This window comes from Geobacillus thermoleovorans (assembly GCF_001610955.1).
Classification (GTDB): domain Bacteria; phylum Bacillota; class Bacilli; order Bacillales; family Anoxybacillaceae; genus Geobacillus; species Geobacillus thermoleovorans.
This window is the reverse complement of sequence record NZ_CP014335.1, coordinates 974,529-998,016: the sequence shown is the minus strand read 5'-3', so window position 1 is coordinate 998,016 and position 23,488 is coordinate 974,529. Positions and strand designations below refer to the sequence as shown.

The 23,488-nt window shown below is 52.9% G+C and carries 27 protein-coding genes; 7 read left to right on the top strand and 20 right to left on the bottom strand.

Going from position 1 to position 23,488, the window contains the following annotated elements; all coding sequences use genetic code 11:
* Window positions 1-85: 85 nt before the first annotated feature.
* Window positions 86-1,930, bottom strand: coding sequence for a translational GTPase TypA (gene typA / locus GT3570_RS05045; protein ID WP_033025018.1), 1,845 nt, complete (start codon window positions 1,928-1,930; stop codon window positions 86-88).
* A 118-nt stretch (window positions 1,931-2,048) separates the two neighbouring features.
* Here typA and GT3570_RS18685 point away from each other — a divergent pair, with 118 nt between their 5' ends.
* On the top strand, window positions 2,049-2,219 hold the full coding sequence (locus GT3570_RS18685; RefSeq protein ID WP_011230569.1) for a DUF5325 family protein: 171 nt from the start codon (window positions 2,049-2,051) through the stop codon (window positions 2,217-2,219).
* Window positions 2,220-2,269: 50 nt separating this feature from the next.
* Here GT3570_RS18685 and GT3570_RS05040 read toward each other — a convergent pair whose 3' ends face one another.
* The 3 genes from GT3570_RS05040 to GT3570_RS05030 all read right to left on the bottom strand — a co-directional run bounded on the left by GT3570_RS05040 (window position 2,270) and on the right by GT3570_RS05030 (window position 4,577).
* Window positions 2,270-3,064 carry an inositol monophosphatase family protein gene (locus GT3570_RS05040; RefSeq protein ID WP_011230568.1) on the bottom strand — a complete coding sequence of 265 codons (795 nt, stop codon included), beginning with the start codon at window positions 3,062-3,064 and terminating at the stop codon, window positions 2,270-2,272.
* 105 nt (window positions 3,065-3,169) lie between these two features.
* Complete coding sequence (locus GT3570_RS05035) at window positions 3,170-3,385, bottom strand: hypothetical protein (RefSeq protein WP_013523313.1); 216 nt, start codon at window positions 3,383-3,385, stop codon at window positions 3,170-3,172.
* A gap of 232 nt (window positions 3,386-3,617) precedes the next feature.
* Window positions 3,618-4,577 carry an NAD(P)H-dependent flavin oxidoreductase gene (locus GT3570_RS05030; RefSeq protein WP_011230566.1) on the bottom strand — a complete coding sequence of 320 codons (960 nt, stop codon included), beginning with the start codon at window positions 4,575-4,577 and terminating at the stop codon, window positions 3,618-3,620.
* 157 nt (window positions 4,578-4,734) lie between these two features.
* On the opposite strand from GT3570_RS05030, the gene GT3570_RS05025 reads away from it, so the two are divergent.
* Window positions 4,735-6,207 (top strand): aminotransferase class I/II-fold pyridoxal phosphate-dependent enzyme, encoded by a 1,473-nt coding sequence (locus GT3570_RS05025; protein ID WP_011230565.1) that lies wholly within the window; start codon window positions 4,735-4,737, stop codon window positions 6,205-6,207.
* Between the two features lie 114 nt (window positions 6,208-6,321).
* Here the strand turns inward: GT3570_RS05025 and GT3570_RS05020 are convergent, their stop codons facing one another.
* Window positions 6,322-6,447: a GapA-binding peptide SR1P gene (locus GT3570_RS05020; protein ID WP_011230564.1), complete on the bottom strand. Its 126-nt coding sequence runs from the start codon at window positions 6,445-6,447 to the stop codon at window positions 6,322-6,324.
* 197 nt (window positions 6,448-6,644) lie between these two features.
* Between GT3570_RS05020 and GT3570_RS05015 the strand changes: the two genes are divergently transcribed.
* Entirely contained in the window at window positions 6,645-7,025 is a 381-nt protein-coding gene (locus GT3570_RS05015; RefSeq protein WP_013145895.1) for a DUF1885 family protein, read from the top strand.
* A 25-nt stretch (window positions 7,026-7,050) separates the two neighbouring features.
* Here the strand turns inward: GT3570_RS05015 and GT3570_RS05010 are convergent, their stop codons facing one another.
* From GT3570_RS05010 to pdhA, 5 genes are all read right to left on the bottom strand, one after another.
* The gene (locus tag GT3570_RS05010) at window positions 7,051-7,293 is read right to left on the bottom strand and encodes a hypothetical protein (protein WP_011230562.1); all 243 of its coding nucleotides are present in this window, start codon (window positions 7,291-7,293) and stop codon (window positions 7,051-7,053) included.
* A 262-nt stretch (window positions 7,294-7,555) separates the two neighbouring features.
* Window positions 7,556-8,968, bottom strand: a complete 1,413-nt coding sequence (gene lpdA, locus GT3570_RS05005; protein WP_011230561.1) for a dihydrolipoyl dehydrogenase — start codon at window positions 8,966-8,968, stop codon at window positions 7,556-7,558.
* Between the two features lie 4 nt (window positions 8,969-8,972).
* Window positions 8,973-10,277 carry a dihydrolipoamide acetyltransferase family protein gene (locus GT3570_RS05000; protein ID WP_013145897.1) on the bottom strand — a complete coding sequence of 435 codons (1,305 nt, stop codon included), beginning with the start codon at window positions 10,275-10,277 and terminating at the stop codon, window positions 8,973-8,975.
* Window positions 10,278-10,349: 72 nt separating this feature from the next.
* A complete protein-coding gene (gene pdhB, locus GT3570_RS04995; protein WP_011230559.1) occupies window positions 10,350-11,327 on the bottom strand; it encodes a pyruvate dehydrogenase complex E1 component subunit beta in 978 nt (325 codons plus the stop codon).
* A 3-nt stretch (window positions 11,328-11,330) separates the two neighbouring features.
* Complete coding sequence (gene pdhA / locus GT3570_RS04990; RefSeq protein WP_014195342.1) at window positions 11,331-12,440, bottom strand: pyruvate dehydrogenase (acetyl-transferring) E1 component subunit alpha; 1,110 nt, start codon at window positions 12,438-12,440, stop codon at window positions 11,331-11,333.
* A gap of 527 nt (window positions 12,441-12,967) precedes the next feature.
* On the opposite strand from pdhA, the gene def reads away from it, so the two are divergent.
* Complete coding sequence (def, locus tag GT3570_RS04985; RefSeq protein ID WP_011230557.1) at window positions 12,968-13,522, top strand: peptide deformylase; 555 nt, start codon at window positions 12,968-12,970, stop codon at window positions 13,520-13,522.
* 52 nt (window positions 13,523-13,574) lie between these two features.
* Here def and GT3570_RS04980 read toward each other — a convergent pair whose 3' ends face one another.
* Window positions 13,575-14,357 (bottom strand): Cof-type HAD-IIB family hydrolase, encoded by a 783-nt coding sequence (locus GT3570_RS04980; protein ID WP_020278630.1) that lies wholly within the window; start codon window positions 14,355-14,357, stop codon window positions 13,575-13,577.
* 176 nt (window positions 14,358-14,533) lie between these two features.
* Here GT3570_RS04980 and GT3570_RS19030 point away from each other — a divergent pair, with 176 nt between their 5' ends.
* The 3 genes from GT3570_RS19030 to rnjA all read left to right on the top strand — a co-directional run bounded on the left by GT3570_RS19030 (window position 14,534) and on the right by rnjA (window position 16,694).
* A complete protein-coding gene (locus tag GT3570_RS19030; protein ID WP_014195339.1) occupies window positions 14,534-14,668 on the top strand; it encodes a hypothetical protein in 135 nt (44 codons plus the stop codon).
* 146 nt (window positions 14,669-14,814) lie between these two features.
* The gene (locus tag GT3570_RS04975; RefSeq protein ID WP_011230554.1) at window positions 14,815-15,030 is read left to right on the top strand and encodes a DNA-dependent RNA polymerase subunit epsilon; all 216 of its coding nucleotides are present in this window, start codon (window positions 14,815-14,817) and stop codon (window positions 15,028-15,030) included.
* Window positions 15,027-16,694, top strand: a complete 1,668-nt coding sequence (gene rnjA / locus GT3570_RS04970; protein ID WP_011230553.1) for a ribonuclease J1 — start codon at window positions 15,027-15,029, stop codon at window positions 16,692-16,694. Before GT3570_RS04975 ends, rnjA begins: the two co-directional genes overlap by 4 nt.
* 71 nt (window positions 16,695-16,765) lie before the next feature.
* Here the strand turns inward: rnjA and GT3570_RS04965 are convergent, their stop codons facing one another.
* The 9 genes from GT3570_RS04965 to fadH form a co-directional block, all read right to left on the bottom strand.
* Window positions 16,766-17,428: a potassium channel family protein gene (locus GT3570_RS04965; protein ID WP_011230552.1), complete on the bottom strand. Its 663-nt coding sequence runs from the start codon at window positions 17,426-17,428 to the stop codon at window positions 16,766-16,768.
* A gap of 169 nt (window positions 17,429-17,597) precedes the next feature.
* On the bottom strand, window positions 17,598-17,840 hold the full coding sequence (locus GT3570_RS04960) for a YkuS family protein (RefSeq protein WP_011230551.1): 243 nt from the start codon (window positions 17,838-17,840) through the stop codon (window positions 17,598-17,600).
* Window positions 17,841-17,895: 55 nt separating this feature from the next.
* A complete protein-coding gene (locus GT3570_RS04955) occupies window positions 17,896-19,029 on the bottom strand; it encodes an N-acetyldiaminopimelate deacetylase (protein ID WP_011230550.1) in 1,134 nt (377 codons plus the stop codon).
* Window positions 19,030-19,088: 59 nt separating this feature from the next.
* Window positions 19,089-19,799, bottom strand: coding sequence for a 2,3,4,5-tetrahydropyridine-2,6-dicarboxylate N-acetyltransferase (gene dapD / locus GT3570_RS04950; protein WP_011230549.1), 711 nt, complete (start codon window positions 19,797-19,799; stop codon window positions 19,089-19,091).
* A 196-nt stretch (window positions 19,800-19,995) separates the two neighbouring features.
* Window positions 19,996-20,469: a cyclic-di-AMP-binding protein CbpB gene (gene cbpB, locus GT3570_RS04945; RefSeq protein WP_011230548.1), complete on the bottom strand. Its 474-nt coding sequence runs from the start codon at window positions 20,467-20,469 to the stop codon at window positions 19,996-19,998.
* Window positions 20,470-20,571: 102 nt separating this feature from the next.
* Window positions 20,572-20,775, bottom strand: coding sequence for an antirepressor AbbA (gene abbA, locus GT3570_RS04940; protein WP_013145903.1), 204 nt, complete (start codon window positions 20,773-20,775; stop codon window positions 20,572-20,574).
* A gap of 125 nt (window positions 20,776-20,900) precedes the next feature.
* On the bottom strand, window positions 20,901-21,134 hold the full coding sequence (locus tag GT3570_RS04935) for a hypothetical protein (RefSeq protein WP_011230546.1): 234 nt from the start codon (window positions 21,132-21,134) through the stop codon (window positions 20,901-20,903).
* A gap of 48 nt (window positions 21,135-21,182) precedes the next feature.
* Complete coding sequence (locus tag GT3570_RS04930) at window positions 21,183-22,400, bottom strand: EAL domain-containing protein (RefSeq protein WP_033012407.1); 1,218 nt, start codon at window positions 22,398-22,400, stop codon at window positions 21,183-21,185.
* Between the two features lie 216 nt (window positions 22,401-22,616).
* Complete coding sequence (gene fadH, locus GT3570_RS04925) at window positions 22,617-23,384, bottom strand: 2,4-dienoyl-CoA reductase (RefSeq protein ID WP_011230544.1); 768 nt, start codon at window positions 23,382-23,384, stop codon at window positions 22,617-22,619.
* Window positions 23,385-23,488 lie beyond the last annotated feature (104 nt).

Here is a 23,488-nt window from a genome sequence, read left to right as displayed (position 1 = left end):
TCCCCTCCCGTTCATCCTAATAGCGCCCTTCTCCAAGGCGTTTTCGATTGTTCGCAAACTAAAGACGCGCGCATGGCGCTTCCGGCTATTTCGCCTGCTCAACCGCTTTCTTTTTCTTCTCCGCCTTTTCACGCTCGCTTTTATTCAAGATTTTTTTGCGCAACCGGATCGAGGCTGGCGTCACTTCACAATATTCATCATCATTCAAATACTCGAGCGCTTCTTCAAGCGTCAACAGACGCGGCTTTTTCATCGTCACCGTCTGTTCTTTCGTCGATGAACGCATGTTGGTGACATGTTTTTCGCGGCAAATGTTGACGACCAGGTCGTTTTCGCGGTTATGCTCGCCGACGATCATCCCTTCGTACACTTCAGTGCCCGGCTCAACAAAAATGGCGCCGCGATCCTCAAGTTGCATGATGCTGTAAGCCGTCGCCTTTCCGGTTTCCATCGAGACGAGCACCCCTTGGCGGCGGCCGCCGATGGCGCCAGGCTGCACGGGGGCATAATGGTCAAACGAATGGTTTAAAATTCCATATCCGCGCGTCAACGACATAAATTCACTCCGATAGCCGATCAAGCCACGCGACGGCACAAGGAAGACGAGACGCACCTGCCCGTTGTCGCCGTGCACCATATCGACGAGCTCGCCCTTGCGGCTGCCGAGCGACTCCATGATCGCTCCCGTATATTCCTCCGGGATGTCAATGACGACCCGCTCGATCGGCTCGCACGTGACACCGTCAATCTCTTTTAGAATGACTTCCGGCTTCGATACTTGCAGTTCGTATCCTTCGCGGCGCATGCTTTCAATCAAAATCGCCAAATGAAGCTCCCCGCGGCCGGAGACAATCCACGCATCCGGCGACTCGGTCGGCTCAACGCGCAGACTGACATCCGTCTCCAGCTGGGTGCGAAGCCGCTCCTCCAGCTTTCTCGCCGTCACGTATTTGCCTTCGCGCCCCGCAAACGGGCTGTTGTTGACGAGAAACGTCATTTTCAACGTCGGCTCATCGATGCGAAGCGGCGGCAGCGGCTCTTGATGATCGGGCGGGCAAACCGTTTCACCGACATTGATGTCCTCCATCCCGGCGACCGCGACGATGTCGCCAGCGTGCGCTTCTTCAATCTCAATCCGCTTCAACCCAATAAAACCAAACAGCTTCGTGACACGAAACATCTTGACGGCACCGTCGCGCTTTAAGAGAGCGACTTGCTGGCCTGTTTTCATCGTGCCGCGGAAAATGCGGCCGATGCCGATGCGTCCGACATATTCATTATAGTCGAGCAGCGCCACTTGAAACTGCAACGGTTCGCTGCGGTTGTCCGCCGGCGCCGGAATATGCTCGATGATCGTCTCAAACAAGGCGGTCATGTCACCGTCCTGGCGATCCGGATCGAGGCTTGCCGTCCCGCGCAGCGCTGATGTGTACACGACTGGAAACTCGAGCTGCTCCTCAGAAGCACCAAGTTCGATAAACAGGTCGAGCACCTCATCAACGACTTCCGCCGGCCGAGCAAATTCGCGGTCGATTTTGTTGACGACGACGATCGGCACAAGCTGCTGCTCAAGCGCCTTTTTCAGCACAAACCGCGTCTGCGGCATGCAGCCTTCATACGCATCGACGACAAGCAAGACGCCGTCGACAAGGCGCATGATCCGCTCCACTTCCCCTCCGAAATCAGCGTGTCCCGGCGTATCCAAAATGTTGATGCGCGTTCCTTTATACAAGACAGCAGTGTTTTTTGCCAAAATCGTAATGCCGCGCTCCCGCTCCAAATCGTTGCGGTCAAGCGCCCGCTCCGCGACTTGTTCGTTTTCGCGGAACGTCCCTGACTGCCGAAGCAGCTGGTCAACGAGCGTCGTTTTCCCATGGTCGACGTGAGCGATGATCGCGATATTGCGAAGATCGATTCGTTTGTTCGTCAATGTCGGTCACTCCTGTTCGGCAAACTGCTTGTCTATTATATCACAACCGATAGAAAATCGGCATGTTTTCCGGTACACTAGAAAAAGACGCCCACTTTGCCAGAAAGGAGTCAACCCAATGAAACGGATCGAGCCTGTACCTCTGTTGCTCGCCATTCTTGCCGTCGCCGCCATCATGGCGATCGGCGTCTTCATCGCCGAGCAAAGTTTGATCGGCATCGCCGCTTCCACGCTCATCTTTATCGCCGCCATGGGCGCCGGGTTCGCCCATAAAAAACGGACGCGTTGAAAAACGGGACAAGCTGGATGCTTGTCCCGTTTTCGCGATTTCGCGCCCCATCAATCGTGAAGATAGCGCCGCAAAATTTCTTCGTGCACCCCAGGTTTCGCAGCAAGCACCGAATTGCGGCCAAGCAGATCCAGCGGCTTCCCGTCAAGGGTCGTCACCATTCCGCCCGCTTCTTCAATCAAAATCATCCCGCCGGCGAAATCCCACGGCGACAGGCGCGGCGAAATGTAGGCGTCCAAACGGCCGGCGGCAACATACGCGAGCTCAAGCGCCGCTGAACCATACGAGCGCGTGCCGCGCGCCTCTTTCGCCAGCCTCATGAGCGGGCGATGGTCGAGGCGCTTGTTTTCCATGAGCCATGTCCCGTTGATGGCAATGATCGACTCCGTCACTGGCGCGGGCTGCAGGAGGCCAAGCGGCTCCCCGTTCAAAAACACCCCTCGCCCTTTTTGCGCCGCATACAGTTCGTCAAACACGACGTCATACACGTAGCCGAGCTGTCCGATGCCATCTTCAAAAATGCCGATCGATACAGCAAAATGGCGCCGCTGATGAACGAAATTCATCGTGCCGTCGATCGGGTCAATCACCCAAACAACGCCGTCCAAGGCATCGATCCGGTCGCCAAATCCTTCTTCCCCCAACAGGCGGTGGCTAGGGAACTGGCGGCGGATGTGCTCGGCGAAAAATTGCTCAATGGCGCGGTCAACGTTCGTCACTAAGTCGTTCGGGTTCTCTTTCGCTTCCACCGTCAGCTGTTTTGCAAACGAGGCGCGGATGCGCTTTCCTGCTTCGTCGATCCATTGCCGGGCGTATCGGTCGATTTCTTCCCATTTTTCTGCCATATTGATTCCTCCTGCCTTCGGTTATGTATAGATCGCAACCGGAACGGGGGCGGACACCGCTCAAGAAAAAAACGAACCGGAAAGATGGTTCGCCTTGAATCAGAATCATACTTGAAGGCGCATCAGTTCTTGGCGCAGCTTTTCAAGCCGCCGTTTGCACTCTTTTTTCTTTTCTTCATCGTTTTCCATCATGGCCTCGTACAGCGTCGCTAATTCGTAATCGAGTTCGAGCCGCAACACCGCCATGCGTTTGTCTCCATCTGGTCGCTTCAGCGAATTGGCGGTTTTTTTCATATTCGTCCGCACCCCTTTCCCTATCATCCGCTAAACTTCCGGCGCCCGTCACGAATGTGCTGCTTCATTTTGTTTTATATTATATTATGTGGAAAAAGGGGTGTATGCAACTAATTTGTGCGTTTACCTACCGCGCTTCCGTTGTGGCTCGAATTATACCACAGCGATAATCCAAGGGGAACTATGACCATCAATGATTTCTTGTGTTGACCAGTCGTAGGAAAATGGATAGGAATAACCCATTGTTCCACCTCCACCGTTAGTTTGCCCAACGGCGCCGAATTTGTTCCGCCTCTTCAATCATGCGGGCAAACAACTCAGCGACGGACGGAACGTCGTGAATGAGCCCGATCGCCTGCCCGGCCCAAGCGAATCCTTCGTCCACCTTTCCTTCGTAAATGAAGCGCCGGTTCGCTTCTCCGCTAATATATTCTTTTAAATCATCATACGTACCGCCTTGGCGCTCGATTTCCAATATTTTTTCCGCCCAGGCGTTGGCCAGCACCCGCCCTGGCGCCCCGAGCGACCGTTTAATGATGACCGTATCGTTTTCGGTGGCGTTGAGAATCATTTCTTTATATGCGGGATGAGCATGAACGCATTCTTTCGTGGCGATAAACCGCGTTCCCATCTCAATCCCTTCCGCTCCAAGCGCCAATGCCGCCATCAACCCGCGTCCATCGGCGATGCCGCCCGAGGCGATGACCGGAATCGATACGGAGTCAACGACTTTCGGAATAAGGACGAACGTGCCAGTATCGTATTTGCCGAGATGCCCGCCCCCTTCCTGACCGACGACCATCACCGCATCAGCACCGAGCTCCTCTGCTTTCACTGCTTGGCGGACGGCGGCAACGAGCACGAGCTTTTTCACGTTCGTTCCTTTCAATTGTTCAAAAAACGGCGCTGGATTGCCGCCGGTGACCGAAACGACCGGCACCCCCTCATCAAGCGCTGCTTCAAGCATATGAGCAAACGGGCGGCCGTGCTGGCCAATGGCGAAATTGACGCCGAACGGCCGATCGGTTTTTTCCTTCACCTTGCGGATTTCCTCGCGCAGTTGCTCCGGTCCATCGAGCGACATCGCCGTAATTTGTCCGAGCCCACCGGCGTTCGAGACCGCTGCGGCCAAATCAGCGTACGCCAAGTAAGCGAGTCCCCCTTGAATGATCGGATATGTAATGCCGAGCAGCTCTGTCACCCTCGTTCTCCATTTCATTTCGATAACGCCCCCTTTTTGTTTTGTCTTTCTTTTATTTCTCTCTTGAACCGCTGTTTTCCTTTTTCAGCGTCCATTCATTTCTTCTTTGCAAACGGAAAAATCCATGCTATAATGCACTTGTTTTATCCTCGAGATAAAGAGGTGTGAAAAACCATTGTCGCAACTCGAGACACCATTGTTTACCGGTTTGTTGGAGCATATGAAAAAAAATCCGGTTCAATTTCACATTCCCGGCCATAAAAAAGGGGCCGGCATGGATCCGGAGTTTCGCGCTTTCATCGGAGACAACGCCTTGGCGATTGATTTAATCAACATCAGCCCGCTCGATGACTTGCACCATCCAAAAGGGATGATCAAACGGGCGCAGGAGCTCGCTGCCGAAGCGTTCGGCGCCGATTATACGTTTTTTTCCGTGCAAGGAACGAGCGGCGCCATCATGACGATGGTCATGTCGGTCGCCGGGCCGGGCGATAAAATCATCGTGCCGCGCAACGTCCATAAATCGGTCATGTCGGCCATTGTCTTTTCTGGAGCGACGCCCATTTTCATTCATCCCGAAATCGACAAAGAGCTTGGCATTTCCCATGGCATTACGCCGCAAGCAGTGGAAAAAGCGCTCCGCCAGCACCCGGACGCCAAAGGGGTGCTCGTCATCAACCCGACGTACTTTGGCATTGCCGGCGATTTGAAAAAAATCGTCGATATCGCCCACTCGTACAACGTTCCGGTGCTTGTCGACGAAGCGCACGGCGTGCACATTCATTTTCATGAGGACTTGCCGCTCTCAGCGATGCAAGCGGGCGCCGATATGGCGGCGACAAGCGTCCATAAGCTCGGCGGATCGCTGACGCAAAGCTCGATTTTGAATGTGCGCGAAGGACTCGTCTCCGCGAAACACGTGCAGGCGATTTTAAGCATGCTGACGACGACTTCAACGTCGTACTTGTTGCTCGCTTCGCTTGATGTCGCCCGCAAACAGTTGGCGACGAAAGGGCGTGAACTCATCGACAAAGCCATTCGACTCGCCGACTGGACGCGCCGGCAAATCAACGAGATTCCATATTTGTACTGCGTCGGCGAAGAGATTTTAGGCACGGAAGCAACGTACGACTACGATCCGACAAAGCTCATCATTTCGGTTAAAGAGCTCGGGCTGACCGGCCATGACGTCGAACGGTGGCTGCGCGAAACGTACAACATTGAAGTCGAGCTTTCCGATTTATACAACATTTTGTGCATCATCACCCCGGGCGATACCGAACGGGAGGCGAGCCTGCTCGTTGAAGCGCTCCGCCGCTTGTCGAAGCAGTTCAGCCATCAGGCAGAGAAAGGGATCAAGCCGAAAGTGCTCCTTCCGGACATCCCGGCGCTCGCCTTGACGCCGCGCGATGCGTTTTACGCCGAAACGGAAGTCGTGCCGTTTCACGAATCGGCCGGCCGAATCATCGCCGAATTTGTGATGGTGTATCCGCCTGGCATTCCAATTTTTATTCCAGGCGAAATCATCACGGAAGAAAACTTGAAGTATATTGAGACGAACTTGGCTGCCGGCCTCCCTGTCCAAGGGCCGGAAGACGACACGCTGCAGACGTTGCGTGTCATTAAGGAATATAAACCGATCCGCTGACCGCACAAGCCGGTTTGCCTGGCTTGTGCTTGTTTGCCAAAAATAAACGGCGCGCATGTGACTTGTCGACATGCGCGCCTCTATCCGTTCCTTTCCCCCATCGGTTTGACCGTTTTATTCTTTTTCTCCGCCCTCATTGTCATGCTCGCAGCAATCACATTTCCCATAAAGCGTCGTCACTTTTTCATCTTCGAAATACGCAATCGTCGCATCACACGTTTGACATACGATCGTGCCCATCCCCAAAACCCCTTTGTGATGATAAATTCGCTTGTTGATTTCATAATAATATATCACATTTCAATTGTCAATCCTAATTTGTATATCACATTTAATAAAAAAGAACTTTTTTGAAAACGCCCTTTTTCCATTTATTGTCCGCCAACATATGGTACAATAAGGATAAAGACGCAATGGAAATGGTGGGAGGGGAAGGAATGATGAACACCGATCTAAAGCTGCCTGCGGGGAAAACGATGACCATCGAGGACGTCAAACAGCTGCTCGAGCGCTACCAGATGGCGCTCAAAAAGACAGGGGAACAGCTTGGTTGGGCGTACGAACAGGCCGCTTTCCCGTATACGGTCCGCATACACGAATCCGTTCTCTACTTGCAAGGCGACGGCCGCTTGTACAAAGGGATGGCGATTTCCGTGCGAACAGCTGGAGAAGAGACATTCATTGACATCGCACTGCCGCCGGGGGCGACGCATGGGGATAAAGGGAAGGCCAATGAATTCAGCAAATGGCTGGCGAAAACGCTCGGCGGTGAACTGCACTTGTTCAGCGGCCGGACAATGGTGTTTGGCAGCGCGTAAACAGCGGGCATTCGACCGCTGTTTTTTATTGAACGGCCTGCCAAATGACATGCTGACCGGCAAAGTACACCGCCGCCGTCCCAATCGTCGTCAGCGCCGCCTTGCGCGTCGCCAAGCCGAGCTGGCGGGCCAGCAAAAACGCGATGTACATAAAGATGCACAGCATCAGCCCGCGGAAAAACAGGCGGTCTCTTCCTGACAGCCACTCGATCAATGAGAAACTGCTCCAAATCATCATCTGCATCAAAAATGCAACGTAAGCTTTCATTTCAACTCCATCTCCCGCTTGTTCTTTACCATAACGATATGAAGCGAGAGCGGAAAATAGTATGGGAAATTGGACAAGAAATGGACCAGGCCGCTCCTTTGGACAAAAGACTGTCGACCGGGCGCAGCAACAGGCGAACATACAGCTGTCGCCGCAGATTCATTTCTTTTCTGCCAATCATCTTGCTTCTGGATGATGTTCCCTGCTTATTGCACCGCAGGAAAAAGGTGCCCCGCTGTGTTTGGGGCACCTTCGTTTTCCGTTACTTCGCAATGATATGAATCGGCGTGCCAAGCGCCACTTCCGCCGCTTCCATGGCGATTTCGCCAAGCGTCGGGTGGGCATGAATCGTCAACGCGATATCTTCCGCCGTCATGCCGGCTTCAATGGCCAGCCCAAGCTCGGCGATCATATCCGAGGCGTTCGGGCCGATGATTTGCGCTCCAATCACAACGCCGTCTTCTTTGCGGACGACAAGCTTCAGGAAACCGTCCGTATCGTTGAGTGACAGAGCGCGGCCGTTGGCGGCAAACGGGAATTTCGCCGTAATGACGTCGATGCCTTCCTCTTTCGCCTGTTGTTCAAAGTAGCCGACCGAGGCGCATTCCGGATCGGAGAAGACCACAGCCGGAATGGCGATGTAATCCACTACCGACGGATGGCCGGCGATGGCTTCCGCCGCCACTTTCCCTTCATACGACGCTTTATGAGCAAGCGCCGGGCCTGGAACGATGTCGCCGATGGCGAAAATGTTCGGCACGCTTGTCCGGCATTGTTGGTCCACTTCAATCAAGCCGCGGTTCGTCATTTTGATGCCGATTTGTTCAAGACCAAGTTCATCTGTATTCGGTCGGCGGCCGACCGTCACCAACACATAGTCGGCGTCGATCGTTTTCGTTTCGCCGTTCGCCTCATACGTGACCGTCACGCCGTCTGCACGCTCTTCGGCTCCTTTTGCGAGCGCATTCGTCACAACTTCGACCCCTTTGTTCTTCAGACGGCGCTTAATGATGGACACCATTTGCTTTTCAAAGCCGGATAAAATCTCACCGGCCCCTTCAAGAATCGTCACTTTCGCACCAAAATTGGCGTAAGCCGTACCGAGTTCGATGCCGATGTAGCCGCCGCCGATGACAACGAGCGATTTCGGGATTTCCCCGAGGTTGAGCGCACCGGTCGAGTCGAGAATGCGGCCGGAAAACTTGAAGTTCGGCAGCTCGATCGGACGCGAACCGGTGGCCAGAATCGCGTTTTTAAACGTATACGTCTGCGCGCTATCGCCGTTGACCACGCGCACCGTATTGGCGTCGACGAAGTACGCTTCCCCCTTGACGATGTCGACTTTGTTGCCTTTGAGAAGTCCTTCGACGCCGCCCGTCAATTTTTTGACGATGCTCGCTTTCCATTCTTGCACTTTCGAGAAATCAACCGTGACGTTTTCCGCCTTGATGCCCATCTCTTCGGAATGCTTCGCCTGCTCGTAGCGATGGCTTGCCGAGATAAGCGCCTTGGACGGGATGCAACCGACGTTTAAGCAGACGCCGCCCAAATTTCCTTTTTCCACAATCGTCACTTTTTGGCCGAGCTGTGCGGCGCGGATGGCGGCGACATAGCCGCCAGGGCCGGCGCCAACGACGAGCGTTTCTGTTTCAATTGCAAAATCGCCAACTACCATCGTTTTACGCCTCCATTAATAATAATTCTGGATCGCTTAACAGCTGCTTGATATGGTTGAGCGCTTTTTGCGCCGTCGCTCCGTCGATCATCCGATGGTCAAAGCTCAACGAGAGCGCCAAGACCGGAGCAGCGACAATTTCACCGTCGCGGACGATCGGTTTTTCGGCAATGCGGCCGATGCCAAGAATCGCCACTTCCGGATGGTTGATGACCGGCGTAAACCATTGCCCGCCGGCTGAGCCGATGTTCGTGATCGTGCACGATGCGCCTTTCATTTCGTTTGGCATCAGTTTGCCTTCGCGCGCTTTTTCAGCGAGTTCGTTGATTTCCTTCGCCAGCGCGAAAATCGGCTTCCGGTCGGCATGTTTAATGACCGGCACGAGCAACCCTCGATCCGTATCAGCGGCGATGCCGATGTTGTAGTAATGCTTATGAATAATTTCCTCCGTCGCATCGTCGATCGACGTATTCAGCACCGGATATTCACGCAGCGCGGAAACAAGCGCTTTGACGACATACGGCAAGAACGTCAGCTTGATGCCTTTTTCCGCGGCAATGGCCTTGAATTTTTTTCGGTGAGCAACAAGCTTCGTCACATCGGCTTCGTCCATCAGCGTCACGTGCGGGGCCGTATGTTTCGAATGCACCATGGCCTTGGCGATCGCCCGACGGATGCCGCTCATTTTCTCGCGCGTTTCCGGGAATTCGCCTTCCGGCACAACCGGTTTCGCCGCTGGCGCTTGCGGCGCTGCCTTCTCTTCCGCCGCTTGCGGCGTCGGCTCAGCCGCGGCTTTCGCGCCGCCGGCGAGGAAGGCATCAATATCTTCTTTCAAAATGCGGCCGTTTTTCCCCGTGCCTTGGACGAGGCGGATATCGACGCCTTTTTCACGCGCATATTTGCGCACAGACGGCATCGCGATGACGCGGCGGTTCGGGTCGGCTTCCGCTTCGGCCGCCGGTGCGCTCGGAGCAGCGGTCTCAACCATTTCCTTTTTCGACACCGTTTCCGCTTTTTCCTCTTTTTTCACTTCTTCGTGTTCTTGTCCTTTAAACGTCATGTTTTCATAGCCCGGCGCATCGAGCGTAATGAGCGTTTGCCCGACCGTCGCCACCGTTCCTTCCGGGACGAGAATCTCAAGCACTTTCCCCTTGACAGGAGATGGGATCTCGACGACCGCTTTGTCGTTTTGCACTTCGCACAACACGTCGTCTTCGTTCACTTCATCGCCCGGCTTGACGAACCATTTGACGATCTCGCCTTCGTGAATGCCTTCGCCAATGTCCGGCAGCTTAAATTCAAATGCCACTGTAGGTCGACCTCCTATCGTTTGCCGAAAATGAGCGGGGGAAGGCGCTTCGCTCCCCCGGACTTGTCCACATTAGAAGTTGATCACTTTTTTCGCCGTCTCGATCACGTCTTTAAAGTTCGGCAGCCACACCGATTCTGCTTGAGCGAACGGATAGACGGTATCCGGCGCGGCGACGCGCAATACAGGCGCCTCAAGGCTTAAAATCGCGCGCTCGTTAATTTCAGCAACGACGTTGGCGGCGATGCCGGCTTGCCGTTGCGCTTCTTGAACGACGATGGCGCGGCCCGTTTTTTCGACCGAACCAATGATCGTCTCAATATCGAGCGGCTGCACGGTGCGCAAGTCGACGACTTCGGCAGAAATGCCTTCTTTCTCTAATTCTGCCGCCGCCTTTAACGATTCATGCACCATGGCCCCGTACGCGATAATCGTAATGTCTTTCCCTTCACGCTTAATGTCTGCTTTGCCGATCGGAATTGTGTACTCTCCTTCGGGCACCTCTTGTCGGAACGAACGGTACAGTTTCAAATGCTCAAGGAAAATAACCGGGTCGTTGTCGCGGATCGCCGAGATGAGCAATCCTTTCGCATCATACGGCGTCGACGGGATGACGACTTTCAAGCCCGGCTGTTGGGCGACGAGTCCTTCTAAGCTGTCTGAGTGCAATTCTGGCGTATGGACGCCGCCGCCAAACGGCGAACGAATCGTAATCGGAACATGGTAGCGGCCGCCAGTGCGGTAGCGGATGCGCGCCATTTGTCCGCAAATCGCATCCATCGCCTCATAGACGAACCCGAAAAACTGAATTTCCGGCACTGGGCGAAACCCTTGCAAGGCCAAGCCGATCGCCAAACCGCCGATCCCCGATTCGGCCAGCGGCGTATCAAACACACGTTCTTCGCCAAACTCAGCTTGCAGCCCTTCGGTCACCCGGAATACGCCGCCGTTGACCCCAACGTCTTCGCCAAACACCAGCACGTTCGGATCGTTTCTCATCTCGATGCGCAGCGCATCGGTGATCGCTTGAACCATTGTCATTTGCGCCATGGCTTACTTCGACTCCTTCTCTTTATAAATTTCATACTGCTCTTTTAAGTTCGCCGGCAGCTCTTCGAACATGATGCTGATTAAGTCGGTCACTTTTTGTTTCGGCGTTTCGTCCGCTTTTTTGATCGCTTCCTTGATGTCCTCTTTCGCCTGCTCGATGACGCGGTTTTCTTCCTCTTCGCTCCATAAACCTTTCGCTTCTAAAAACTTGCGGAAGCGGACAAGCGGGTCTTTTTTCGCCCATTCGTTTTCGAGTTCTTTCGAACGATAGCGCGTCGGATCGTCGCCGGACATCGTGTGCGGACCGTAGCGGAAGCAAAGCGTTTCGATGAGCGTCGGCCCTTCGCCGTTAATGGCGCGTTCGCGGGCTGCTTTCACCGCGGCGTAGACCGCAAGCGGATCCATGCCGTCGACTTGAATGCCCGGAATGCCGGCAGCGACCGCTTTTTGCGCCAATGTTTTGGCGATCGTTTGCTTCTCCACTGGCGTCGAGATGGCAAAGCGGTTGTTTTGCACAACAAAGATGGCCGGTGCCTTAAACGCCCCCGCGAAGTTGATCCCTTCATAAAAGTCGCCTTGCGATGTGCCCCCATCGCCGGTATATGTAATGGCCACCGCCTTTTTGCCCCGCATTTTCAAGCCGAGCGCCACGCCGGCCGCTTGAATGTATTGGGCGCCGATGATGATTTGCGGCGGCAAGACGTTGACGCCTTCAGGAATTTGGTTGCCATGAAAGTGGCCGCGCGAGAACAAAAACGCTTGATAAAGCGGAAGCCCGTGCCAAATGATTTGCGGAACGTCGCGATATCCCGGCAAAATGAAATCTTCTTTCTCAAGCGCAAAATGGCTGGCGATTTGGCTCGCTTCTTGCCCGGCGGTCGGCGCGTAAAACCCGAGTCGGCCTTGGCGGTTCAACGAAATGGAGCGCTGGTCGAGTATGCGCGTATACACCATGCGGCGCATCAGCTCTTTCAGCTGCTCATCGCTTAACTCCGGCATCGCCTCTTCGTTGACGATTTCGCCTTCTTCATTCAAAATTTGAAACGTCGGGAACTGCTCGGCTACTTTCTCGAGCTGCTCCGCAAATCGAAACTGGGAGGTTTTCACACCCATGTTATTCACCTCTGCCTTTCATTAGAAATTTTAGAAATGAGAATACATTCGCCCATATACTATTAATGTACCCAAAATGAAAGAGAAATAAAAAACGGCCGCCATCCGGCGCCAACACAAGCAACAAAGGCGCCGAAATCTGTTTCACTATTTTTCAAGACTGAATTAGTACAATATGCATTTGCAAGTTTTAGTTTACACGTTCTTGGATCAACCGTCAACGACTTTGATTTCTCATGTTTTTTCGCTTTATTTTTTGGGTGAAATTGGAATTGGCAATATTCCGCCCACAAACTGTTATATTACATTCCTCACCATCTGTATGAGTTCTGTATTATATTTTCACAAAATATAAAACACACAGTGGCTTGACAAGATAATGAAAACGTTTTCTCGAATTTGTCTTATTGTTTTCCTTATACTCGAATAATATATTCGTGCGGTTGCGTTTTTATTTACGATCGATGCTCATTTTGTTAGACTAAACGATAGACAGCGATGCCAAACGTAGGGAGTGAACGAAGCGAATGATCACGATGAAGGACATCATCAAAGAGGGGCACCCGACATTGCGGAAAATCGCCGAACCCGTTCCGTTGCCGCCTTCAGAGGAAGATAAGCGCATTTTGCAAAGCTTGCTTGACTACGTGAAAATGAGCCAAGACCCGGAGCTGGCAGCTAAATACGGCCTGCGGCCCGGCATTGGCCTTGCCGCCCCGCAAATCAACGTCTCAAAGCGGATGATCGCCGTCCATGTCACCGATGAAAACGGGACGCTGTACAGCTACGCCTTGTTCAATCCGAAAATCGTCAGCCATTCCGTCCAGCAATGTTACTTGACGACCGGGGAAGGCTGCCTGTCGGTCGACCGCGACGTGCCAGGGTATGTGCCGCGCTATGCCCGCATCACGGTCACTGGGACGACGATCGACGGCGAAGAAGTCACACTGCGCTTGAAAGGGCTGCCGGCCATCGTCTTCCAACATGAAATCGATCATTTAAACGGCATTATGTTCTATGACCGCATCAACCCCGATGACCCGTTTCAAGTGCCGGACGGGGCGATTCCAATCGGGCGCTAAAAAGCCCGCTGTCAATGGCGAGCGGCCTCGCCGAAAAGGCCAAGGCCGCTTTTTATCGGATGAGCTGCAGCTGTTTCAATCCGTACCAAATGCCTTCCTTATCGACCGGTTTCGTAACGAAGTCGGCGACCCTTTTCACTTCCTCATGGGCGTTGCCCATCGCCACCCCGGTTCCGACGAACGAGAGCATTTCAATGTCATTCAATCCGTCGCCGAACGCGTACACATCCTTCTTATCGATCCCGAGCTTTTCGATCATCATGCGGATGCCTTCCGCCTTCGAGCCCCCTGCCGGCAGCACATCCGTCGAGACGTCATGCCAACGGACGAAGCGAAATTCGGGATAGTTGCGCACATACGGTTCTTCTTCCTCGGCGCGGCAAAACAGAAGCGCTTGATAAATGTCTTTGTTCTCATAATAAAGAGGGTCGACAGGCGGGTGGGCGAATTTTAGACTCGCCATGCTGACGTGGATGTGCGGATGGTCGCCGATGCTCGCTCTCATTTTCTCCGCATCCATAAAGACGAGCGGATGGCCGTTTTTGTGGGCTTCCTCTGTCAGCGCCCTGACTTTCTCGCGCCGGAGCGGCTGCTTGTATAACACGTTCCCTTCAAAAACGACGTACTGACCGTTGAAGCTGACGAACGAATCGATGCCAAGCTGTTTGCGCACATGCTCAAACATAAACGGAGCGCGTCCGGTGGCGATGGCGACATAAACGCCCGACTGCTTCAGGCGGCGAACCGCTTCGATCGTTGACAGCGGCAGCTGCTTTTGCTCATCAAGAAGCGTGCCGTCGATGTCGAAAAAGACGATTTTTCTGCCCACGTTCACTTCCCCTTGTTAAAAAATTGTTCATTGTCTACCGTACTGAAAAACGCCCGGAATGTCAACCAAGAGGCACGATCTGTTCCATTTTTACCCATGAAAAACAAACCTCCGCCTACATATCATATATAATAGAACATTTACTTTCGCCGCAAAATGAGTACAATAAAAGGTAAGGAGTGATGAAACATGTTGAAAAAGCTGAAAAAAAAGCTGCTTCAACAGTGGAAAGACCTGCTCCGGAAAAAATTGATCGCCTGACCGTTACAACAACAGCCCTTCCATTCGAAGGGCTTCTTTCCCACTTTGGCGAATAAAGCGGGCAACATTCGTCAAAGATGATGCATATCGTCGGCACATCTCACGCCTGTTTTTTGCTTTTGGCAACAAAATACATGAAAAGAAAGTTACATTCTTATATAATAGATAGAGCAACCATTGTACGATAAGGAGAGATTTCACGATGATTTTCAAAGTGTTTTACCAAGAAAACGCAGACGAGGCGCCCGTGAGAGAAAAAACGAAAACACTCTACATCGAAGCAGAATCAGAGCGGGATGTACGCCGAAAACTCGAAGGCCGTCCGATCAATATTGAGTATATTCAGCCGTTAGAGGGAGCGCATCTAGAATACGAAAAGAAAAGCCCGAACTTTCAAGTATTGGAGATTTCATCATGAAGCTGTTGACAGATCAGCAAGTTGGCGTTTTTGCCCTCGGCGGACTGGGTGAAATTGGAAAAAATACATACGGCGTACAATTCCAAGACGAAATCATTGTCATTGACGCAGGCATTAAGTTTCCGGAAGATGAGCTGCTCGGGATCGACTATGTCATTCCAGACTACTCCTATTTAGTGAAGCACGCGGACAAAGTGAAAGGACTGTTCATCACCCACGGGCACGAAGACCATATCGGCGGCATTCCGTATTTGCTCCGGCAGGTGAACATCCCGATTTACGGCGGCAAATTAGCGCTTGGGCTGATTCGCAATAAGCTTGAGGAACATGGATTGTTGCGCCAAGCGAAACTCATTGAGATTCGCGAAGACGATGTCATCCGCTTTCAAAAAACGGCCGTCACCTTTTTCCGGACGACACACAGCATTCCGGACAGCTACGGTATTGTTGTGAAAACGCCAGTCGGGCAAATCGTTCACACTGGGGATTTTAAATTCGACTTTACGCCGGTCGGCGAGCCGGCCAATTTGACAAAAATGGCCGAAATTGGGAAAGAAGGAGTTCTTTGCCTGCTGTCGGACAGCACGAACAGCGAGATCCCGCATTTTACGATGTCGGAGCGGCGCGTCGGTGAAAGCATTCACGACATTTTCCGCAAGGTGGAAGGACGCATCATTTTCGCCACATTTGCATCAAACATCCACCGTCTCCAACAGGTGACGGAAGCAGCCGTCGCCAACAACCGAAAAATCGCTGTCTTCGGTCGAAGCATGGAAGCGGCGATTGAGATCGGACAAGACCTCGGCTATATCAAATGTCCGAAAGGCACGTTCGTCGACGCGAACGAAATCAACCGCCTGCCGGCCAACCGGGTGACGATTTTATGCACCGGCAGCCAAGGGGAGCCGATGGCCGCCTTGTCGCGCATCGCCAACGGCACGCACCGGCAAATTCAAATCATCCCAGGCGACACGGTCGTCTTTTCCTCATCGCCGATTCCGGGCAACACGGTGAGCGTCAACCGGACAATCAACATGCTGTACCGCGCCGGCGCAGAAGTCATCCATGGCCCGCTCAACGACATCCATACGTCCGGCCACGGTGGGCAGGAAGAACAAAAATTGATGATCCGGCTGATGAAGCCGAAATATTTCATGCCGATCCACGGCGAATACCGCATGCAAAAAATGCACGCCAAGCTCGCCATCGACTGCGGCGTGCCGGAGGAAAACTGCTTTATTATGGACAACGGCGAAGTGCTTGGCATCAGCGACAAAGAAGCGCGCATCGTCGGCAAGATCCCGTCCGGCTCCGTCTACATCGACGGCAGCGGTGTCGGCGACATCGGCAACATCGTCTTGCGCGACCGCCGCATTTTGTCTGAGGAAGGGCTCGTGATTGTCGTCGTCAGCATCAACATGAAAGAGTTCAAAATCGCCGCCGGCCCGGACATTATTTCTCGCGGCTTCGTCTATATGCGTGAGTCAGGTGACTTAATCAGCGAAGCGCAAGTGTTGATCTCCAAGCATCTCGAAAAAGTGCTGGAACGGAAAACGAACCAATGGTCGGAGATCAAAAACGAAATTACGGAAACGCTCGCTCCGTTCTTGTACGAGCGGACGAAACGGCGGCCAATGATTTTGCCGATCATCATGGAAATCTAAAGAAAAAAGGGCGTCCTTGTAAAAGGATGCCCTTTTTCCGTCATCATCATGCACAGGCCGCCTGCCAGCCGTCAACCGACCACTTTTTCCTCAAACCGGTCAATGTCGCTGTCAGCGCCGATGACGACCAACACGTCGCCTTTGCGGATGATTTCCGAGGCGAGCGGGGAGACGATGACGCTTGTTCCACGCTTGATGGCGACGATGTTGATGCCATAGCGGGCGCGGATGTCAAGCTCCAAAAGCGAATGGCCGTCAAGCCGCTCGCTTGCCACGATTTCGACAATGCTGTATTTGTCCGACAGCTCCAGATAATCTAGGACGTTGTTGGAAATCAAGTTGTGGGCGATCCGCTCGCCCATGTCCCGTTCTGGATGCACGATTTGGTCAGCGCCGATTTTTTTCAGCACTTTCTCATGGTAATCGTTCGTTGCCTTGACCGTAATATGGTTGACGCCGAGCTCTTTTAAAATCAGGGTCGTCAAAATGCTCGCCTGGATGTTGTCGCCGATCGCGACAATGACATGGTCGAAGTTGCGGATGCCTAAACTTTTCAGCACGTTTTCATCGGTCGTGTCGCCGACGACGGCGTGCGAAGCGATCGACGCAAATTCGTTTACCCGGTCTTCATCAATATCGATGGCCAATACTTCCATCCCTTGTTCGCTCAGCGTCCGGCAGATGCTGCCGCCAAAGCGCCCGAGGCCGATGACGGCAAACTGTTTCTTTTTCATTGACACTCCTCCATCGTTGATCAAGCATTGTTTCTTCCCCTTATTTTAGCAAAAAAGAAAAAGGAACGAAAACGTTCTTCGTTCCTTTTCCACCATTCCTTTACGCTATGCGATTTTGCCATTTCGCCCAAAAGCGGGCTGCCAGCGCACACAGCCCGAACGTTCGTCATCAGCGAAGTTTTTCTTCGACTTTTTGGCAAATCTCTTCTGCGGTGAGCCCGCTCGCTTCAATGACCGGACCGGACGTCACGATGTTGTGAATGCCGGCGATATTGGCGTCCAGGCCGGTAATGACGCAGCAGTCGCAGCCTCTTGCGTCTTGCTCCCCTCGGAGCGGCACAACGTCATATCCTCGCTCTTTCAACGCTTCCTGTACGTCCGTCAACGATGGCTCAACACCAATTTTCGCCATCACAATCCACCTCCTCACACTCATTAATGTGTGTTGCTAGAGGCGGAACTATACTTCATTCTGCGTTTCCTTTCCATGAAAAATAGTCGATTAAAAACGCGATGGCGCGGTCGATCGCTTCCTCGTTCGGAGCCAGTTTTGCATGGTGCAGCCCATATGGTGAGGCGACGCCAAGCCAAAACATAAAACCCGGGATGTCCGCCAGCATATAGCCGAAATCTTCGCCAGTCATCGCTTCTTTGCAACGGATCACATTCACGCCGCCGTGCGCCTTGGCAAACTTCATAAATTCCGCTGTCAGATCCGGATCATTATACACTTCATGGTACATGGCACCGTAATCGATGGATGCTTCACATTCGTACGCGACTTCAATGCCATGCACGATCGCTTCAATCCGCCGCTTCACCTTCTGCATCGCTGCAGTCGACAGCGTCCGAATCGTTCCTTCGAGCCGGGCGTGCTCCGCAATGACGTTCTGCACCGTCCCGCCGGCAATTTTTCCGATCGTAATGACCGCGCTGTCGAGCGGATCGACGTTGCGGGCGACGATCGACTGCAGCTGCGTCACCAATGCGCAGGCGGCGACGACCATGTCATTCGCTAAATGCGGAAACGCCGCGTGGCCACCTTTCCCCTTCAGATCGATAAACAGCTCCGACGTATTGGCAAACAGCAACCCTTCTTTCGTTGCAATCGTGCCGACGGGATATTCCGGCGCAATATGCAAGGCGACGATGATATCCGGCTTCCATTCCCGCATGATGTCGCTTTCTAACATCGGCTTTGCTCCGCCCGGTCCTTCCTCGGCCGGCTGGAATACAAACAGCAAATCGTCTTTCAGTGGATGATGAGCAAAATGGGTGAGCACACCAAGAGCGATGCTCATATGCACATCGTGGCCGCACGCGTGCATGCGCCCTTCATGTTTCGACCGATACGGCAAGCCGGTCTCCTCGCGAATCGGCAGCCCGTCCATATCGGCGCGGTAGCCGATCGTTTTGCGCGGCGATGTTCCGTTGACTTTGACGAAAATCCCCGTTTTCCACGTCCGGACTTGAAGCCGCTCTTGCGGCAGGGACTGGATATAGCGAAGCAAATATTGCTGCGTCTTAAACTCCTGAAACCCAAGCTCCGGAATTTGATGCAAGTCGCGGCGAATGGCGACAAATGGGCTGATCGCAGACATCGTCTCTCCTCCATGGGCAAAAAAGCTGTCCTCGTGTGAAGGGACAGCTTTTATGATGATTATAATTGGCGAAGCTCCTGCTTAATCTCCGTTTTCGCCCGCGTTTGCTCGTCGATCTGCTTAATGACGCGCGCCGGCACGCCGGCCACGACCGTATACGGCGGCACGTCTTCGACAACAACGGCGCCGGCAGCCACAACCGCTCCTTTGCCGACCGTGACGCCTTCCAAAATAACGGCATTCGCCCCGACGAGCACATCGTCTTCAATGACGACCGGCTTGGCTGATGGCGGCTCGATCACGCCTGCCAACACCGCGCCGGCGCCGATATGGCAGTTTTTCCCGACCGTCGCCCGGCCGCCGAGCACCGCATTCATGTCGATCATCGTTCCTTCGCCGACGACGGCGCCGATATTGATGACCGCTCCCATCATAATGACGGCGTTGTCGCCGATTTCGACATGGTCGCGGATGATGGCGCCCGGCTCAATGCGCGCCTTGATGCCTTTCAAATCCAGGAGCGGAATGGCCGAGTTGCGGCGGTCGTTCTCGACGACATAGTCCTCGATTTTGTCTTGATTCGCTTCGATTGCCGCTTGAATGTCTTGCCATTCGCCAAACACGACGCCGACGTTGCCCGTGATAAATGTTTTGGCGCTTGAGCCGAAATCGATGCCTTCGAGATCCCCTTTTATGTATACTTTGACTGGTGTCGATTTTTTGCTGTTTTGAATAAAGGAAATGATTTCATTGGCGTCCATCATCTTCATGGGCGATATCCTCCTTTACACCTGTATTCTTTTTTACTTTAGCAAAACAGAGATCATTGTGACAAGCACAAATTCATCGAGCAAAATGCTGTAAATATCTTCTCGAAGGCTTGCACTTGCGGAAGTTGCCACGCAGCTTCCGAACTGATCAGCCAAAGCCAGCTGCTCTTGTTATTGCACACGATTATCTTTCTGCTCATTGTTCAGCCTCTTTTCGGCCTAGCTTCCGGCCGCCATTAGGCCTGTGCAGCTGTTTATTCAGTTGCTTCAGTACTTCCCGTCGAGTGAAAATGCCTGCAAAATATCCGTCGTCATTTTCCACACACACGAACGGATGATTGACAATAAGCCCCACTGCCTTCATCAGGCTGTCGTCAAGCCGCAGGCGCGGAATGTTTCGGTTCATCACTTCTTCGACCTTCATCGTCTCGAGACGTTCAAATTCGATGCGCTCCAATCCTAAAATTGCATCCATCATCATCGTCATGCTGATGAGCCCATGCAGTTTATACGATGTATCGAGAACTGGAATCGCTGAATAGCCGGTTTTCGTCAGGACGAGCAGCGCATGATCCAAATAATTTCCCGGCTGCACATGCGCCACTTTATCCGCCGGAATCAGAAATGGCTTGACAGTCATTTGCATGAATTCATTGTGTTCCCATGTCATGCCGATGTTCCGCCTTTCTTCTGCATCTTCTCCTCTCCACATTGTTATCATACCATAAAAAAGACTATCGCTTCCTGCGATAGCGATAGTGCACAACAATTTTTATCCTTCCTCTTCCTCTGTCAACAGTCGGTCGTATAAACGCAACAGCTGCCGGTACCGGTGTTCATCGACCTCCTTGTCTCCGTTTTCGATATCCGCCAGCTCGGAGCGGATGAGCTCGAGTGCATATTGCTGGCTGAACAAAACGTCAAGCAATAACGCCGCTTCCTCGCCCGACAGCCTTGTCGGCAGCCGCTTCGTCATCTCCATTCCCCCTTTGCCTCTTCCGCTTCCATATATATTCGCCGGCAAAGGAAAAAAGTCGTGGAAAAAAGCGTCATTTGCGGACAGGCAAAAAGGCCACCCATATGAATGGAATGGCCTTTTTTTCAATAATAGCGCAACGCCAAATAACCAATGGCAAAAATGGCGAGCAAGACAGCGAGTACGTAAGCGAGGAACACCGGGTTGCGCAAGTAGGCATGCTCCTCGACCGTTTTCGGAATCGGCCCGTCAAGCTCCCCTTGCCAACGCTGTTGGCGTCCGAGGCGAACCGTATAGACGAACCCAATGACCGCGATCAATACAGAGAGGGCGGATAACACAAAAGTTAACTGTGCCATAAGTTTCACCTCATGTTTACTTTGCCGCAATGAGGCGATTTTATGCAGTCAATAATGGGCGTCATGCTCAAACAAATAGCTGTACGACAAGTCAATAAACAAGTAATGGCGCTCATCGATCGGATACGAATACGTCCGGATCGTTTCCCCTGTTTCAATATCCGTGTATAAATCGGACAAAATCCCTCTTCGGCGCGAGCGCATGCGAATAATGTTTTCCAAAAAATACGGGCGCCAGCTCCAGTTTTTCATATAATATTGCGGCTGAAGCTCCCACCGGCCGCCGCGCTTGAACATATTGCCCGACTGCTGGAAGCCGTCCTCATCACAAACATAAATGCGGAAGCAAACATCGTCGAGCTCGCCGGCCAACAGGGAAATGAGCTCGTTAAAATCGGCGGCTTTTTTGTATTTGCCAAGCAGCGCGCTGATCCGCTGCTGAAACTGCTCAGCAATTTGATACAGCGTTTCAAGCTTTTTCTTTTCCTGCTGGATGAAGCGATGGCACTCTTGGCGGAGCAAGTCTTTCAACAAATCGCGCGGCACAACCTCTGGCGCCGGCTTGGCCAAATAATACCCTTGATAATAGCGGCCGCCATGCCGCCAAGCATACTGAAGCTGAAATGACGTTTCGATGTCCTCATACAGGAGCGTCGCTCCGATTTTGCGCGCCAACAGCGAAATCGAGTGAACGATTTCCTGGTATGCTTGATGAACGGACGTTTTCCGCAATTCACGCAAATCGATTTTTAAAATGTCAGGCGACAAGACGCCGATTCGCTCAAGATGAATGCTATGTTCGGCGATGTTGTCGACCGCCACTTTAACGCCGTATGTACGAAGATACGTCAATAAATGGCTGAGCTGATCGACGTCTCCCTTGAAATGCTGCTCGTTGATTTCCAAAACGATGCGGCTTGGGGCCAACCCTTTCGCTTCATAGGAGAGAAGCAGCTGCAAAAACGACTCGCCGCGGTCAAGCATCAGCAAGTTGGCGTCGCGGTTTAAAAAAATGAGCAGCGTTTGATCATCAAGCGACAGAAAATAGTCGAGCGCTTTTTTCGTGATCACATCATCCACTTCGATGCGAAATTCTTCTGGAATGGTTTCATCGTGAAAAAACGGCCCAAGGCTGACCGGCCCTGTTTCCGTTTGAAACCGACCGAGCACTTCATAGCCGACGACCCCATGCTCATCGGCGCTGAAAATCGGTTGATAGTGCGGAATCACGTGCGGCAAGTTGGCCATCACGTCTAATGCATCCATCGTGTTCACCTCATCCCCATCGACCATCTTTGCCTTTATTATAGCATAATTGCCCAATCGTTCCTGACTCGTAAAAAAAGCGGCTCCCCTGACAGCAGGGAATCCGCTTGTGACAAAGGCCGTTGCGTGCAATGAGCCGGTTGCCCGCGATAAATGAAGAAATACCGCCTGCAATCCCTTTTGGGTGAGGACCATCTTGCTTTATGGCAAATTTGATTAAAACGGCCGCCGGTTCAGCCATTGGCCGCCGTCGACTGTGATGCAAGCGCCGTTAATGTAAGCGGCTTCATCCGAAAGCAAAAACGAAGCGACCGCCGCGATTTCTTCCGGCGTCCCGAGCCGCCCGAGCGGCACGCTTTCCAACGTCATCCGCTCCGCTTCCTCTGATTCCCAAAGCCGCTCCGCCCCGCCGGTCCGCTCAATCGGTCCGGGAGCGATCGCATTGACGCGGAAGCCGTACTTTTTCCCCCATTCCACAGCAAGCGTGCGCGTCATTGCCAGCACTCCAGCCTTGGCGCTCGCTGAATGAATGACCCCGGCGCCGGCATGCCAGGCATATGTCGCAACGATGTTGATAATGTTCCCTTTCAAGCCGCGCTGAATCCAGTAGTTGCCGACTTCCCGGCTGCAGTAAAACGTGCCGTTTAACACAATGTTAATGACGCTGTTCCAGCCGTTGATCGACAACTTTTCCGCCGGGCAAATGAAATTGCCAGCCGCGTTGTTGATGAGGGCATCGATGCGGCCGAATTCCGCATCAGTCCGCTCCACCATGTGCGCCACTTGTTCCGGGTTGCGCACATCCATCGGGATCGTAAGCACTTTCCCTCCATCCGGCGCGGCGATTTCCCGCTTGGCCTCTTCGAGCGCCTCGGCCCGCCTTCCCGTAATGACGACGTTGGCCCCATCAGAAACAAACCGCTTCGCCATATATTTCCCCATTCCGCTCGACCCGCCGGTCACAATGATCACTTTTCCGTTCATCCATTTCTCCTCCTATGACTGATTACTCATTCATTTTTATCATATCATAAAATAGTGGAATATTCGAACATCTTAGTCCTCCTATTGTCCTTTTCCCTCTCTTT